The 15,030-nt window shown below is 72.8% G+C and carries 11 protein-coding genes and 1 riboswitch; of the genes, 3 read left to right on the top strand and 8 right to left on the bottom strand.

What is annotated here, in order from left to right:
* Positions 1-335 precede the first annotated feature (335 nt).
* Positions 336-1,142, top strand: coding sequence for an ABC transporter permease (locus tag ABTZ59_RS00495; protein ID WP_351387193.1), 807 nt, complete (start codon positions 336-338; stop codon positions 1,140-1,142).
* Between the two features lie 126 nt (positions 1,143-1,268).
* Here ABTZ59_RS00495 and ABTZ59_RS00490 read toward each other — a convergent pair whose 3' ends face one another.
* Positions 1,269-1,943: an HAD family hydrolase gene (locus tag ABTZ59_RS00490; RefSeq protein ID WP_351387187.1), complete on the bottom strand. Its 675-nt coding sequence runs from the start codon at positions 1,941-1,943 to the stop codon at positions 1,269-1,271.
* A 179-nt stretch (positions 1,944-2,122) separates the two neighbouring features.
* A complete protein-coding gene (locus tag ABTZ59_RS00485) occupies positions 2,123-2,971 on the bottom strand; it encodes a peptidoglycan-binding domain-containing protein (protein ID WP_351387184.1) in 849 nt (282 codons plus the stop codon).
* Positions 2,972-3,329: 358 nt separating this feature from the next.
* Here ABTZ59_RS00485 and ABTZ59_RS00480 point away from each other — a divergent pair, with 358 nt between their 5' ends.
* The gene (locus tag ABTZ59_RS00480; protein ID WP_351387180.1) at positions 3,330-5,378 is read left to right on the top strand and encodes an MDR family MFS transporter; all 2,049 of its coding nucleotides are present in this window, start codon (positions 3,330-3,332) and stop codon (positions 5,376-5,378) included.
* 133 nt (positions 5,379-5,511) lie between these two features.
* On the opposite strand, the gene ABTZ59_RS00475 is transcribed toward ABTZ59_RS00480, so the two are convergent.
* Positions 5,512-6,180 (bottom strand): O-methyltransferase, encoded by a 669-nt coding sequence (locus tag ABTZ59_RS00475; protein ID WP_351387172.1) that lies wholly within the window; start codon positions 6,178-6,180, stop codon positions 5,512-5,514.
* Between the two features lie 233 nt (positions 6,181-6,413).
* Between ABTZ59_RS00475 and ABTZ59_RS00470 the strand changes: the two genes are divergently transcribed.
* The gene (locus ABTZ59_RS00470) at positions 6,414-8,486 is read left to right on the top strand and encodes a bifunctional glycosyltransferase 87/phosphatase PAP2 family protein (RefSeq protein WP_503001652.1); all 2,073 of its coding nucleotides are present in this window, start codon (positions 6,414-6,416) and stop codon (positions 8,484-8,486) included.
* 48 nt (positions 8,487-8,534) lie between these two features.
* Here ABTZ59_RS00470 and ABTZ59_RS00465 read toward each other — a convergent pair whose 3' ends face one another.
* From ABTZ59_RS00465 to ABTZ59_RS00445, 5 genes are read right to left on the bottom strand one after another with little or no spacing between them, the layout of a single operon-like run.
* A complete protein-coding gene (locus ABTZ59_RS00465; RefSeq protein ID WP_351387167.1) occupies positions 8,535-9,398 on the bottom strand; it encodes an ECF transporter S component in 864 nt (287 codons plus the stop codon).
* Positions 9,395-11,131 carry an ABC transporter ATP-binding protein gene (locus tag ABTZ59_RS00460; protein ID WP_351387163.1) on the bottom strand — a complete coding sequence of 579 codons (1,737 nt, stop codon included), beginning with the start codon at positions 11,129-11,131 and terminating at the stop codon, positions 9,395-9,397. The genes ABTZ59_RS00465 and ABTZ59_RS00460 overlap by 4 nt, the downstream gene beginning before the upstream one ends.
* Entirely contained in the window at positions 11,128-12,309 is a 1,182-nt protein-coding gene (locus tag ABTZ59_RS00455) for an energy-coupling factor transporter transmembrane component T (protein ID WP_351387159.1), read from the bottom strand. The genes ABTZ59_RS00460 and ABTZ59_RS00455 overlap by 4 nt, the downstream gene beginning before the upstream one ends.
* Entirely contained in the window at positions 12,306-13,088 is a 783-nt protein-coding gene (locus ABTZ59_RS00450) for an SCO2322 family protein (RefSeq protein ID WP_503001817.1), read from the bottom strand. The genes ABTZ59_RS00455 and ABTZ59_RS00450 overlap by 4 nt, the downstream gene beginning before the upstream one ends.
* A complete protein-coding gene (locus ABTZ59_RS00445) occupies positions 13,088-14,407 on the bottom strand; it encodes an SCO2321 family membrane protein (RefSeq protein WP_351387153.1) in 1,320 nt (439 codons plus the stop codon). The genes ABTZ59_RS00450 and ABTZ59_RS00445 overlap by 1 nt, the downstream gene beginning before the upstream one ends.
* Positions 14,408-14,714: 307 nt before the next feature.
* Positions 14,715-14,782, bottom strand: a riboswitch (cobalamin riboswitch).
* Positions 14,783-15,030 lie beyond the last annotated feature (248 nt).

Raw genomic sequence — 15,030 nt, 5'->3', positions numbered from 1 at the left:
GAGTGGGGGGAACCTGACGGGACCGTGCGGAGTGGTGCGAATGGAGCCGTGGGGGGCTGGGCCGTGCGGTACCTGGGTCGTCTGGACGGGACCGTGCGGGGCCGTCGGCCCGGCCGCCATCGTGGTCGCGGTGGGTTTCCGGAAGGTGGGCTTCAGGTAACAGAGTGACGACATGGGCACGTCACATCAAGGGGGCGGGGAGAAGCGGACCTTTCTGAGGGACAGGCAAATGTGTTCTATCCGGACGAGGTTGATGAGTTCGACGCGGGCGCTGCGCCGGAGCGCGGACCGGCACGCGGGGCGTGTGTCGCGTACGAGCGGCATAGGGTGGGTCTGTGCTGCTGCGGGTCGATATCACGTTCGGGGTCGTACTCGGCGTGCTGCTGATCGTGGCCGTGGCGGTGGCCGCGCTCGCTCATCTGGGCCGGGCCCGCGAGATCGCCGTCGCGGGGGTCAGGGCCGCGATCCAACTCGGCGTGGTCTCGCTGGTGATCGGGTGGGTGGTCGGCGCCGTACCGCCGCTGCTCGCCTTTGTCGCCCTCATGTACGCCGTCGCCGTACGGACCGCCGGCCGACGGGTCACCGGCAACAGCACCTGGTGGTGGGCGGCCGTACCGATCGGCGCGGGGGTGGCGCCCGTCATGGCCGCGCTGCTGCTCACGGGGGTCGTGCCGACCAAGGGCATCGCGGTCATCCCCATCACCGGCATCCTCATCGGCGGCGCGCTCACCGCGACGGTGCTGGGCGGTCGACGGGCGCTCGACGAACTGCACGCGCGACGCGGGGAGGTCGAGGCGGGGCTCGCCCTCGGGCTGCTGGACCGTGACGCGCGGATGGAGGTGGCGCGGCCGGCCGCGTCGGACGCGCTGCTGCCGGGGCTCGATCAGACGCGGACGGTGGGGCTCGTGACGCTGCCGGGCGCGTTCGTGGGCATGCTGCTGGGCGGCGCGTCACCGGTACTGGCGGGGGCGGTCCAGCTGTTCGTCCTGGTGGCGCTGATGGCGGTACAGGCGGTGGCGGTGAGCGTGGTGCTCGAACTGGTGGCGCGGGGGCGGCTGCACCGGGAGGAGCGAGTGCCGCGCGCCGCGCCCCGCGGCCGGTCCGACAGCACCGGACGGCCGGACGGCCGGACCGCTGGATGACCAGACGACCAGACGACCGGACGGCCCGACTGCTGGATGGCCAGACGGCCGGATGACCGGACGGCCGATTGAACAGACGGCCGGATGACGTGATGGCAGGACGGCCGGCGGGCCCTTTGGGGGGGATCAGCCGAAGCGCAGCGCGATCTCGCCCGTCGGCAGTGCTTCCACCCGCAGTTGGGTGAGGTCGTCGACATGCGCGTCCGGGGACATCGCGCTCGCGCGCGGGCCCACGCCCACCACGCGCATGCCCGCCGCCCGTGCCGCCTCGATGCCGGCCTCGGAGTCCTCGAAGACCACACAGTCATCCGGCGCGAAGCCCAGGGTCGCCGCGCCCAGGAGGAAGCCCTCCGGGTGGGGCTTGCTGGCGGTGACGTCCTCGGCCGTGACGCGGGTCCTGGGCATGGGGAGGGCCGCCGCCGTCATCCGGGCGTCCGAGAGCGCGACGTTCGCCGAGGTGACCAGGGCGTGTGGGAGTTCGGCGATGGCGGACATGAAGGCCGGGGCGCCGGGGATCGGGACGACGCCCTCCGTGTCGGCGGTCTCCTGGGCGAGCATGACGCGGTTGTCGGCGTAGTTCTGCTCCATGGGGCGGTCCGGGAGCAGGACGGCCATCGTGGCGTACCCCTGGCGGCCGTGGACCACCTTGAGGACTTCCTCGGGGTCGAGGCCGTGTTCGCCCGCCCAGTGGCGCCAGCAGCGCTCCACGGAGGCGTCGGAGTTGACGAGAGTGCCGTCCATGTCGAGCAGGAGGGCGCGGGCGGTCAGGACGGACGTCGTGGTGGAAGCGGTGGCCGTCATCGGCGGACTCCAGAGCGCGGAAGCGAGGGCAGACGGGGTAAGCGAGGCGAGCGGAACGAGCGAGGTGAGTGGAACGAGCGAGGTGAGCGGAACAAGTGGGGCGAGCGAGCCAAGTGGCTCCGCCCGTCGGTCAGGGTGAACGGGCGGAACCACTTTGTTTCGTCATTATACAAAGCGGGTCAGTGGCGGCGACCCGCACCCCGCGTGTCGGCCTCAAGGGCCCGGCGGGTGCGCGGTCCGTAGACACCCAAGGGATCTTCGTCAATCCGTTTGTACGACTGATACATCGCGACGGCACCCGCAACGCGATCGTCGTACCGGCCGTCGGGGCTGCCCCGGAAGAGCCGGATCTCCGCGAGCCGCCGTTGGAGCTCCATGACCTCCGGCCCGGAGTCGCCCGGTCCCAGTGAGTCGTCCGCCGGTGCGCTGTCGCTCTCCTGTGCCGGCTCGTTCATGGTCTTCGGGGCGGAGGGCGACGGTGACGTCGGCTCGGCCGACGGTGACGCACTCGGGGGCGGGGTCGGGTCGGGCGGCGGTGGGGGCACGGCGGCCGACGGCGTCGCCGATGGGGTCGGGGTGGGCGTGATCGCAGGCGTGGAGGTGTCCCGCGGGCTCATCGACGGCAGCCAGGTGTGCGCCTCGTCGGGCCGTGCCCGAACCTCTCCGGCGTCCTGCGAGAGGACCTTCCCGGCGAACGCCACCGTGCCGATCACCGCCACCGCCGCCGCGCCGATCGCCACCGCTCGGTACGGCTTGCGCCGGACGGGCGGCGTCGCCGGACGGTGCTCGCCGTCTTCGGCGGCGGTCGGCGATCCGGCGTCGCCGCCCGTCGGTGCGAGCGGCGCGGGCTTCGCGAGCGGCGGCAGCGGACCCGCCGTACGGAACGACCGCGGCGCCTCGGCCCCCGCGTCGAGCGTCACATACGGCCGTATCCGCAGCGGATCGAAGTCCTCGGCCGCCGCGATCTCGGCGGCCCGCTCTGTCGCGTTCCTCGCCGCCCCCTCCGCCGGGGCCTTCTCGGATCGCACACCGAGTTCCGCGCAGCCGCAGCCGGGTCTGTCTTCCGCGGTGCGCGGCGTACCGCATTCGGGACAGAGCTGTCCGGTCAACGTGGGTCCCCTCCCCTTGAACTGCCGCTGATTATGCAGCCCGTATCCGAACGGAGTGCGACGCCCGTGCGTCCCGGCGGGGCCTCGATGCGCGAGGGGTGCGTGAGGGGAGTGCGAAGGGATCGCGAGGGGGTGTGAGGGAGGTGCGAGGGGAGGGGGGCGCGCGTGAGGGGCGGAGGTCTCGCGCATCACAACGGGACAGAACGGTGCGAAGCGGACAGGATGGAGATCCGGCGAACCAGAGGAGATGCCCCATGTCCCAGAAGGAGATATCCCCATGGCCCAGGACGTGACCGCCCCTGCCCCGAGCCGGGTCCCCGGCGAGGACCAGAACCGGCGCGGGGTCCGCGTGGCCATCGGCGCCCTGCTGCTCGGACTGCTGCTGGCCTCGCTCGACCAGACCATCGTCTCCACCGCGCTGCCGACCATCGTCAGTGACCTCGGGGGCCTGGAGCATCTGTCCTGGGTCGTCACCGCCTATCTGCTGGCCTCGACCGCCGCCACGCCCCTCTGGGGAAAACTCGGCGACCAGTTCGGACGCAAGAAGCTCTTCCAGATCGCGATCGTCATCTTCCTCATCGGGTCCGCGCTCTGCGGCATCGCCCAGAACATGCCTCAGCTCATCGGCTTCCGCGCGCTCCAGGGACTGGGCGGCGGCGGGCTGATCGTGCTGTCGATGGCGATCGTCGGCGATATCGTCCCGCCGCGCGAACGCGGCAGATACCAGGGCCTGTTCGGGGCCGTCTTCGGCGCGAGCAGCGTCCTCGGCCCGCTGCTCGGCGGCTTCTTCACGGAGTCCCTCAGCTGGCGCTGGGTCTTCTACATCAATCTGCCCATCGGCGTTGTCGCGCTGCTCGTCATCGCCGCCGTCCTGCACATCCCGGTACACCGGACCAAGCACACCATCGACTATCTCGGCACCTTCCTGATCGCGTCCGTCGCCATCTGTCTGGTGCTCGTCGCCTCGCTCGGCGGCACGACCTGGTCCTGGAACTCGCCCGAGATCATTGGACTCGCGGCCCTCGGACTGCTGCTCCTCGCCGTCTTCGTACGCGTCGAGCGGCGCGCGGCCGAACCCGTGCTGCCGCTGCGGCTCTTCCGGCTCAGGACCTTCACGCTGGTCGCGCTCATCAGCTTCATCGTCGGCTTCGCGATGTTCGGCGCGATGACCTATCTGCCGACATTCCTCCAGGTGGTGCAGGGCGTGAGCCCCACCCTGTCCGGAGTGCATCTGCTGCCCATGGTGCTCGGGCTGCTGATCACCTCCACCCTCTCCGGGCAGGTCGTCAGCCGCACCGGCCGCTGGAAGGTCTTCCCCGTCGTCGGCACCGGCATCACCGCCCTCGGACTGCTGCTGCTCCACCAACTCACCGAATTCACCGGTAGCTGGGTGATGAGCGGCTATCTGTTCGTCTTCGGCGCCGGGCTCGGACTGGTCATGCAGATCCTCGTGCTGGCCGTCCAGAACTCCGTCAGCTACCAGGATCTGGGCGTCGCCACCTCGGGCGCCACCTTCTTCCGCTCCATCGGCGCCTCCTTCGGCGTCGCCGTCTTCGGCACGATCTTCAGCAATCTGCTGCATCGCAAGATCAGCGCCGTGCTGGCCGGCCAGGCGCTGCCGCCGGGCGTGGCGCCCGCCGACATCTCGGCCGACCCCCATGCCATCGCCCTGCTGCCGTCCGCGCTGCGGCCCCCCGTCCTGAACGCGTTCTCGACCTCCATCACCGATGTCTTCCTGTACGCCGCGCCGGTCGTGCTCCTCGCCTTCCTCGTCTCGTGGTTCCTCAAGGAGGACAAGCTGCGCGGCTCGGTGACCGCCCCGGAGATCACCGAGACCCTGGCGTCCAACCCGGTCGAGCGCTCGTCGCACGACGAGTGCGCCCGCGCCCTGTCGCTCCTCGGCACGCGCGAGGGCCGTCGGCGGGTCTACGAGACGATCAACGCGAAGGCGGGGTACGACCTGCTCCCGGCGGCCAGTTGGCTGCTGCTGCGCATCAGACGCCTTGGCTCGGTCGAACCCGCCCTGCTCGCGGACGTCACGCCCGTACCGCTCAGGACCATCACCGACGCGTCCCGGCAGCTGGAGGTGCGCGGGCTGGCGCATCGCGAGGGGCTGGGGCTGAGGCTCAGTGACCGGGGCGCGGAAACGGCCGAGGCGCTGGCAAAGGCGCGGGAGGAATCCCTGGCGGAGTTGCTGGGGGACTGGTGGGGGCCCGACCGGCCGAGGGATCTGGTGCGGCTGGTGCGCGAGCTGACCGGCGAGCTGTGCGGCTCCGACAGCGAACGGCCGCGTGTCCCGGGGCCGCCCAGGGACCATGCCGCCTGACCGCCGGCGGGGGACGGCGCGCCGCCTCCGGTCGTGCTCGAAGACCGGCGGCCCGGCCGTCCAGTGCCCCAGTGCCCCAGCACCCCGGCGCCCCGGTGTCCCGGCGGTCCAGCGCCCCAACTCCCCTGCGGGGTCAGGCGAGTACGTGGGCGAGCGCGAAGCCGTCGTACCCCTTGGAGCCCACCGTCTGCACCGCGGTCGCGGACAGCCGAGGGTGCTCGGCCATCAGCTCGATCGCGCGCCGCGTGCCCTGTACGGAGACGTCGGTGCTGTCCGCGTCGGTGACCGCCCCGTTCCGCGCGACGTTGTCGATGATGATGACGCTGCCGGGGCGCGTGAGCTTCAACGCCCACTCCACATAGTGCGGATTGTTCCGCTTGTCCGCGTCGATGAAGACGAGATCGAAGGGGCCCGCGTCCTCGGCCGCGAGAACGGGCAGCGTCTCCAGCGCGGGACCGGTCCTGACCTCGGCGATCTTGTCGAGCCCCGCGTGCGCCAGGTTGGCTCGGGCCACCTCGGCGTGGCGGGGGTCGTACTCCAGCGAGATCAGCCTCCCGTCCTCCGGCAGCGCGCGGGCCAGCCAGATGGTGCTGTAGCCGCCGAGCGTGCCGATCTCCAGGACCGTGCGCGCGCCCTGGATACGTGCGAGCAGCTGGAGCAACTTGCCCTGGTTGGGGGCGACGCCGATGGCGGGCAGGCCGGCGGCGTCGCTCGCGGCGAGGGCGGCCGACAGCGCTTCGTCGGCGGGGGCGAGCTGATCGGTGAAGTAGCGGTCGACGGCGTTCCACTGCTCCTGTGACATGGGGGCCTTTCGTCGGTGCGGGAGGTGACGGCGTTACCGGACGCGGACTCATTGTGCGCCGTCGGCCCGTCTCGGGGCCCGCTCGCTGTCCGGGCACGTCCGGAAATCTTGGGCCTCAGGGCAAAACATGGATGACAGTCAGGCGAAGAGGGGGTTGCCTGAGTCTTCCCGACGGGGCAGTGCGAGGCTCTGTGCCTCAGGGGCGGCGATATCGGACGGAGGGTCGGCGCGGCGTGGTGAATGCGGAGCACAGCGTGCACGGCGGTGCGGCGGCAGGTGCGGCAGCGGGTACGGCGGGGACCGGTTTCGGTACGGTCCGCGTGGTTCTCTGGCTGGTCGCCGCCGTGCTGGCGGTGAGACAGGCGGCGGCGGTGCTCCGGCATCCGCCCGGTGAACGGCTGACCGATCTGGAGACCTGGATCGGTGAGAACGGCGTGCTGCGTGTGACGGGTTCGCTGTACGACACCGGGAGGTTCACCGGGACACCGTTCGCCGGCCTCGTACTCAAACCGCTGGCGCGCTCGGCCGAGCACAGCCTCGGGATAGCGTGGACCTTCGGGACGCTCCTGCTGGTCGTCGCCCTCGGTCTTGTCGCGGCCCGTGCTCTTCCCGGCCGGATGTCGCGCCGTACCGGACTGCTCGCCGCGCCGGTCGCGATCAGTCTGCTGATGCTGTCGCTGCCCGTGCGCAACAGCTTCTCGCTCGGCCAGACCAGCATCATTCCCGTCCTGTTGGTGCTGCTGGGCTGTCTTGTCGTCCGGGGCGAACGCGGCTCCGGGGTGCTGACAGGCATCGGCGCGGCGCTCCAGCCCGCCGTGCTGCTCTTCGTACCGCTGCTCTGGCTGACCGGCCGCAAGCGGGCCGCCGTGACGACGAGCGGGGTCTTCGCCGCGAGTACGGCGGTGGCCTGGCTCGCGATGCCCGGCGACTCGTGGGCGTACTGGCTGCACCATGTGGCGGGCGCGGGCCTCGGTGAGCGCCCGGACGGTCTCACCAACCAGTCCCTGCACGGCGCGCTGCTCAGGCTCGGCCTGGCCGGGCCCCTGGAAGTGGTGCTGTTCATCGCGCTGGCCGCGGTGGTCGTCCTCCTGGGGCTGCGGCGCGCGGTCCGTTACGCGCGAGACGGGCAACCGCTGCTCGCTGTCGCGCTGACCGGCTGTGTCGCGATCGCCGTCTCGCCGACGGCCTGGCAGCACCAGCTGCTGTGGGTGCTGCTGGCCCTGGTCGGCCGGGTCGGCGTACAGGCCAGGGACCGGCTGGTGTGGCCGGCGGTGGTGGTGCTGGTGATGACGCTGCCGGGGAAGATGCTCCTGCCGAACGTGGGCGTGCTCGTGCCCCTGCGGGAGAACGCCCCGCTCGTCGCGGCGCTGGCGGCGGCCTGTGCGGTGCCGTTCCTGTCGCGCACCGCGCCGTCGTTCGAGAGGCCCGTCCCGAACGAGTACGCGCGCCCCGTGCCGGCGCGCTGGGCCCGGATACCTCTGATGCCGTTCTGGCGGCGGCTGTTCAGCCGGCCGAACCTGCTGCTCGAAGTGCTCGCGATCCGGGTCGGTTTCTCCGTCTACACCCAGATCCGGCTCGCCGCGACGGGCGGTCGTGAGACCGCCGAGGAGCACGGCCGGCAGATCCATTCGATCGAGCGGGCGCTCGGGATCGATATCGAGCTCTGGTTCAACCAAGCGGTCGTGAACGCGAAGTGGGCCGAGAGCTTCTTCAACTTCTACTACTCGTCGTTCCACTTCGTGGTGCCGCTGGCGATCCTCGCCGTCCTGTACGTACGCCGCCCCGCGGACTACCGCTGGGCCCGTTCCTCGCTGGGCTTCGCGACGGTGCTCGCGCTGCTCGGCTTCTGGCTCTACCCGCTGGCGCCGCCGCGGCTGATGCCGGGCCTCGGCTTCATCGACACCGCGCACGGCCCGCAGGATCTCACCAACCCGGACTATGGGGCGCTGACCTCGCTCACCAACCAGTACGCGGCGATGCCGTCGCTGCACTTCGGCTGGTCGCTGTGGTGCGGTGTGGTGATCGTCGTCCTGGCACCCAAGGCGTGGATGAAACTGCTCGGGGCGCTCCACCCGCTCTTCACGGTGTGCGCGATCGTCGCCACCGCCAACCACTGGGTGCTCGACGCGGTGGGCGGCGCCGCGGTGGTGGGGGCCGGCTTCGGGCTGACGTATCTGCTGGCGGGGCCGCGGCGGCTGGAGCCACGGGCGGCGGCGCTCGTGACGGCCGATCCGTTCCCGGCGGGGAAGGGGCTCGCCGGTACCCGCGGTTCGGGCGAGGGCGTGGAGCGGACACCGGCGGGCTGAGCACCGGACTCCCGCGGGCGGGCTGAGCACCGGACTCCCGTGCGGGACTCACTCGCCGGACAGGTCACGGGCCCCGGCGCCCCGGGCCCCGGCCTTCGGCTCCTCGAACCGCGCCTGCGCGTCGAACGCCGCCCGGCGCGTCGCCCTGCGCAGCGCCTTGAGCACCGTCGCGCCGATCGTCAGGGTCAAGGCGACCGTCAGCGCCGCCCGGCCCAGGTCCCAGCCGAACGACGTCGCCGCGCAGTACGCCAGGAAACGCGCCAGATTGTCGTGCACCGGATCGCCCGGATGGAAGGAGATCCCGGAAGAGAGCCCGCCGATGTACGTCCACCCCTGAAGGTTCATGACCGTGCCGTACGCGAACGCCGCGAACGCCCCGTACAGCGCCAGCATCAGCAGCTCGCCGCGGCCGCGCAGCCGGTCGGCGCCGGGCAGCAGCCCCGCGCCCATCGTGAACCAGCCCATCGCCAGCATCTGGAACGGCATCCACGGCCCGACCCCGCCCGTCAGCAGCGCGGACGCGAACATCGTCACCGAGCCGAGTACGAAACCGAACCCCGGACCCAGGACCCGGCCGCTCAGCACCATCAGGAAGAACATCGGCTCAAGTCCCGCCGTACCGGCCCCCAGTGGCCGCAGCGCCGCTCCGACGGCGGCCAGCACGCCCAGCATCGCCACCGCCTTCGCGTCCAGCCCGGAATCGGCGATCGTCGCGACGACGACGCCCACGAGGAGCGGGAGCAGCGCGGCGAAGAGCCAGGGCGCGTCCTGGGAATGCGCGAGTCCTGACGCGGAGTCGGCGAGCAGCGGCCAGCCGAAGGCGACCACCCCGATCGCACCGATGAGGGCGAGGGCGCAGATCGCGCGCGGGCCGAGCCGCACCGCGTGCGCCCGGGGGACCGGCGGCGTCATTCCGTCCCCTCCGGTTCGTGTGCGGTAGCCGCTGTGGCCGTCAGCGCCGTACGGACCTGAGCCACCGTCAGCCACTCCTGGGGCGCCATGACCTTCGCCACCTGTGGCGCGAAGGCCGGTGACGAGACCACCACCCGGGGCGTCGGGCCGTCCGCCATGATCTCGCCGTCGGCCAGGATCACCACCCGGTGCGCCAGCTCCGCGGCGAGCTCCACATCGTGGGTCGCCAGGACGATCGCGTGCCCGTCGGCCGCCAGCGCGCGCAGCACCCCCACGAGACGGGCCTTCGCCGCGTAGTCCAGACCGCGGGTCGGCTCGTCGAGGAGCAGCAGCGGTGGCCGTCCGGTCAGGATGACGGCCAGGGCCAGCGCCAGCCGCTGCCCCTCGGACAGATCGCGCGGATGCGTCGCGTCCGCCACTTCCGGCAGCAGCTCATGGACCAGCGCACGGCAACTCCCGTCCGCCGCGCCCGCGTCGCTGTCCGCCGCCGCGCACTCGGCCGCGACCGTGTCGGCGTACAGCAGATCGCGCGGTTCCTGCGGTACGAGACCGACGTGCCGGATCAGCTCGCCCGGCGGCGTACGGTGCGGGGTCCGGTCGCCGACGAGAACGGAGCCGGCGGCCGGCGCGACCATCCCGACCAGGGCGGAGAGCAGCGTGGACTTGCCCGCGCCGTTACGGCCCATCAGCGCGACGGTCTCGCCCGGCGTGACGGTCAGCGAGACGGCGCGCAGCGCTTCGGTCCGGCCGCGCCGCACCCCGAGGCCGGTGACCACGGCGAGTGGCCCGGTGCGGTCGGGTACGGCGTCGTCCGTCGTTGTCGCGCGGCGGCGCAGGAGTCTGCCGAGCGGGGTACGGGCGCCCGTCGCCGCCGGGGGAGCGACCGTACCCGTACCTGCCACCGGCTCCGGCCGCAGGTCGGCCAGCCGCTCGCGCAGCCCCGCCGCCCGGCGCCGCGCGTCGCGTACGGACAGGGGCAGCGGCTGCCAGCCGGTCAGCCGGCCCAGCGCCACCACCGGCGGGTACACCGGCGACACCGCCATGATCCACTCCGGGTCCCCGACCACCGGCGGCAGTCCGGGTCCCGGCAGCAGGATGACCTGGTCCGCGTACTGCACCACCCGTTCCAGCCGGTGTTCGGCGAGCAGGACCGTCGTACCGAGGTCGTGCACCAGCCGTTGCAGCACGGCCAGCACCTCCTCGGCCGCCGCCGGGTCGAGCGCCGAGGTCGGTTCGTCGAGCACCAGCACCCTGGGGTGCGGGGTCAGCACGGAACCGATCGCGACCCGCTGCCGCTGCCCGCCCGAGAGCGTGCTGATCGGCCGGTCGCGCAGCTCGGCCAGGCCCAGCAGATCGAGCGTCTCTTCGACGCGGCGCCGCATCACATCGGGCGCCAGGCCCAGCGACTCCATGCCGTACGCCAACTCGTCCTCGACGGTGTCGGTGACGAAGTGCGCCAGCGGGTCCTGGCCCACCGTGCCGACGAGATCGGCCAGTTCGCGTGGCTTGTGGGTGCGGGTGTCCCGGCCGCCGACGGTCACCCGGCCGCGCAGCACGCCGCCGGTGAAGTGCGGCACGAGACCGGACACCGTCCCCAGCAACGTCGACTTGCCGACCCCGGAAGGGCCGACGAGCAGCACGAGTTCGCCCTCGGGCACGGTGAGATCGACCCCGCCGATCGCGGGCGCCGGGGCGTCGCCGTACGTCACCGAGACCTGCTCGAACCGGATCACGACGCCGTCTTTCTCTGTGTCTTCGTTCGCTGTGTCTTCGTTCTCTGTGCGGGAAGGGCCGCCGGGGAGAGCGCGGGTACGGGCGCGACGAACGCGGGCAGCAGTCCGAGCAGCGCCCCCGCCGCGGCCCAGAGCGGCAGTACCGGCGCCACCAGCGGTACGACGCCGGGGTGCAGCGCCGCCGGATCGACGGCGCCCGCCCGGATCATCAGCGCCGCGACGGCCGCGCCCGACCCGGCCACCAGCCAGGCGCGGACGCCCCAGCGGTCGGGGCGGTAGCGGGTACGGACCGAGCGCCGGCCGCCGAGCCGCAGCCCGGCCAGCGCGGCGGCCACCCCGGCGGCCAGCAGCGGCAGTCCATAGCCCGCGCCCTCGGCGGCGAGCAGCGCGTACGAACCGGCGCAGACGCCCAGCAGCCCGCCGAGCGTGAGCGCCGTGGTGGTGTGCCGTACGGCGCGCGGGACCTCGGCCGTACGGCCGTAGCCACGGGCGTCCATCGAGGCCGCGACCGCCACCGAGCGCTCCAACGCGCCCTCCAGGACCGGCAGTCCGATCTGGAGCACCGCCCGGATCCCACCGGTGGGCCGGCCGCGCAGCCGCCGGGCGGTACGCAGCCGTCCGACATCGGCGACCATGTTCGGCGCGAAGGTCATGGCGACGACGACGGCGACCCCGGCCTCGTACAGCGCGCCCGGCAGCGACTTGAGGAGCCTGGCCGGGCTGGCGAGCGCGTTGGCCGCGCCCACACAGATCAGCAGCGTGGCCAGCTTCGCTCCGTCGTACAGCGCGAAGACCAGTTGTTCGGCCGTCACCCGGCCACCGATCCGTATCCCCGCCGCCCAGTCGGGCAGTGGTACTTCGGGCAGGGTGACCAGGACGCGTTCGCCGGGGACCGGTGAGCCGAGGAAGACCGAGAACAGCAGTCTGATGACGATCACGGCCAGCCCCAGCTTGATGAACGCGCCGTAGGAGCGGGCCCAGGGCGCGTCGGTACGGCGGGCCGCCACCACATAGCCGGCGACCCCGACCAGCAGCCCGAGCAGCAGCGGGTTGGTCGTACGGGACGCGGCGACGGCCAGCCCGAGCGCCCACAGCCACCAGGCCCCGGCGTGCAGGGCGTTGGAGCGGTTCGCCTCGGGCGCGCGGAGGGTGGCGGCGCGATCGACGGTGCGGCTCATCCGCGCCGACGGCGGGCCTGCCACAGACCGGCCCCGGCGAGGACGACCACGGCGGCGGCCCCCGCGAGGAGACCGGCCGACGGACCGCCCTCACGTTCCCCGCCGGCCGTGCTCTCCCCATCGGCCGCGTCTTCCCCATCGGCCGCGCCCTCGCGCGCACCGCCCGCCGCCGGTGTGGAGGTCCGCGCGGGCGTTCCGGCAGGTTCGGGTGTCGCCCCGCCGCCCGACACTTGCTCGCCACAACCCGACGCCGGATAACCGGAGATGGCGCAGAGCAGGGCCTCGCTGTTGTAGCGCAGCGGCTTCGCGACCGCCGCCAGTGCCTCCGCGCTGGTCGCGTCCTCGGCCACCCGGGCGCACCGCGCCCTCGGTGCGGGCGGCTTCTCGCCTTCCGGGGCGTCGGCGTCCGTACCGGAGTCGATGACGACGGCGATCCGCTTGAGCCCGTCCCGCGCGGGGGTGGCGCCGCACACCGCCGTGAAGTCCGGTGTCCCGCGCGGCCGGTCCGCGTCCCCGCTGTCCGCGCTCACCGCGAAGCGGAACCCGTTGACCGTACCGTTGGCGGGCCGCGCCGTGGCCGGACCCTGGGTGGCGTACGTCCACTTCGCGCCGTCGCTCTCCCAGAACGACCAGTAGCGGTAACCGGCCGCCTGGGATGTCCCCGCCCCGGCGACGACGGCGCCGACCGCGAGCACGAGGCAGGCGAGGGCGCGGAGGAGAGGAAGAGGGGAAGGAGTAAGGGAAGGAGTAAGGGAAGGAGTACGGGAACGAGCGCGGATCACGGCCGGGGGGTCTTTCCACGGATGCTGATCCGGAAGGCGATGTAGCCGGCCACGACCAGCCCCATCACGAAGAGCCACAGTATGGCGCGCCCGCCGTCGTCGGCGCTCGTGCTCGCCGCGGCGGCCGGTGAGGCCGGTACGGCGACGGCCTTCGGCGCGGGCCCGGTCGCGTTCAGCCGCTCCACGAGGTCGATACCGCCGAAGTTGCGCGGATCCGTGTCCGTGGCGTGGGCGGCCAGGATCAGCTGCGCGTAGGCGGCCGGGCCGTTCTCCTGCGCCCACGCCCCGCTGTTCTGCTTCAGCCACTCCAGCGCCCGGTTGGCCTGGTCCCCGTAGCCGGTGGCCGTCAGGGCGAGTACCGCTTCCGCCGTGTTCCCGATGTCGGGCAGCGGCGCGCTGTCGTCGGCGCCGGGCATCGGCGGCAGGTCGAGATGGCCGGTGGCCGCGAGCGCGGAGGCCAGATAGGCCGCGCCGTTGCGGGCCGCGCGCTCCGGCGAGAGATCCGCCGCCGGGACACACTCCGGCGCGGGGCCCGCCTTCACGGGACCGCTCACCAGCCGCTTGCCGACCCCGGCGAGGACGGCCGCCGCGGTGGCGTCGTCGTTGGCGGACAGCTTCCCGGCCGGGTCCGGCTGGTAGGCGAAGGCACCGGCGTCCGCGCCCGACGCGGCGGCGCACGGGATCGAGAGGCCCACCAGCGCGTCGTAGGCGTTCTTGCCCCCGGGGGACAGCACCGAGGTGGGCCGTACCCCGGCGGCGGTCAGCGCGCCGATCACCAGCGAGGTGGAGTTGGCGTCGCTCGGGGTGCCGGGGGCGTAGCTCCAGCCGCCGTCCTTGTTCTGTACGGACCGCAGCCAGACGATCGCCTTGTCTATGGCAGGCCGCTGCTTGCCGAGCGTGGAGAGCGCCTGGATGGCCGCCGCGGTGGCGTTGGAGTCGACCGCCGTCTTCGTGTCGCAGGCCGTGGCGGGATCCGGACGGTACGCGGGGAACGCGCCGTTGGCGCACTGCTGCCCCTTCAGCCAGGACACCGCCTGGTTCGCGGGCCTGACGCCCGCCGCGAACTGGCCCAGCATCGCGAGCGACTGCCGCCAGACCCCGTCGTACGTCGGGTCCTTCTCGCCGTACAGGCCCGGCGGGACCTTGACCGGCGCGGGCTCGGCCGGGGACGGCGCGGGCGCGGGGGTGGGGTCGGCGGACGGTGACGAGCCGGGGGCGGCCGGCACATCGCCCCCCGCGACGGCGGCCGGAGCGAGCGCCACACAGAGCACGGCGGATGCGGCGAGCGCCGCTGCGCAGCGGCGGACGGTGGTCATGGCGGGCGGGGGCCTCTCCTGCGGGGGCCGGGCGCGGGCACACCGGACCGTGTCCGAGAAGTCCCGCCTCCCCGTGACGCCCGGCACGCGTACTCGCCGCGGTGTCGGAGCGCCCTCGTACGGTCCCGTACGAGGGCGACCCTCCGCCTTGCGATCGCACGCGCCGGACGTCGCGGGGCCCGTCCTGCCGGACGGGCGGCGCCACTTCTCAGAAACGGCCTGGCGGCCCCTCCCGGCAACGTATTCCTCGACGATGCCGGCCACCGGCGGCTTCCGATGGCACGAGCCGGTCACGACCGCGTAGGGAGCATTCCGGCTCGCCGCCGGGCAGGCGGCTCACGGCTGCGGGTCAGCGCCGGTTTCGCACCGGCTTCCCTCCCTACGGGCATGATGACGACTCGCCCACTCTACCGGCCCTCACGCGACCCGCTCCGAGCGGCTGCCCCGGGGAGTCGCCCTCGCGGGACGGCCCCGCCGAGCCGTCCCGCGCACGGCAGTTGTGCGCGGGCCGGTGCCCCGCGCGCAACCCCGCTCTCCGACAACCAGGTTAAATCCGGCGAACAGTAGGGAAACACTTGCTACTTACCGCACGCGGGCCCTTGTTGTCATTCTGTCTACGCGCG

This window comes from Streptomyces sp. NPDC094034, from assembly GCF_040303865.1.
GTDB lineage: Bacteria > Actinomycetota > Actinomycetes > Streptomycetales > Streptomycetaceae > Streptomyces.
This window is presented reverse-complemented; position numbering and strand designations above follow the sequence as displayed.

Coding starts and splice junctions, on each gene's coding strand:
- ABTZ59_RS00490 (WP_351387187.1), bottom strand. CDS start 1,943: ATGACGGCCACCGCTTCCACCACGACGTCCGTCCTGACCGCCCGCGCC.
- ABTZ59_RS00480 (WP_351387180.1), top strand. CDS start 3,330: ATGGCCCAGGACGTGACCGCCCCTGCCCCGAGCCGGGTCCCCGGCGAG.
- ABTZ59_RS00475 (WP_351387172.1), bottom strand. CDS start 6,180: ATGTCACAGGAGCAGTGGAACGCCGTCGACCGCTACTTCACCGATCAG.
- ABTZ59_RS00465 (WP_351387167.1), bottom strand. CDS start 9,398: ATGACGCCGCCGGTCCCCCGGGCGCACGCGGTGCGGCTCGGCCCGCGC.
- ABTZ59_RS00455 (WP_351387159.1), bottom strand. CDS start 12,309: ATGAGCCGCACCGTCGATCGCGCCGCCACCCTCCGCGCGCCCGAGGCG.
- ABTZ59_RS00445 (WP_351387153.1), bottom strand. CDS start 14,407: ATGACCACCGTCCGCCGCTGCGCAGCGGCGCTCGCCGCATCCGCCGTG.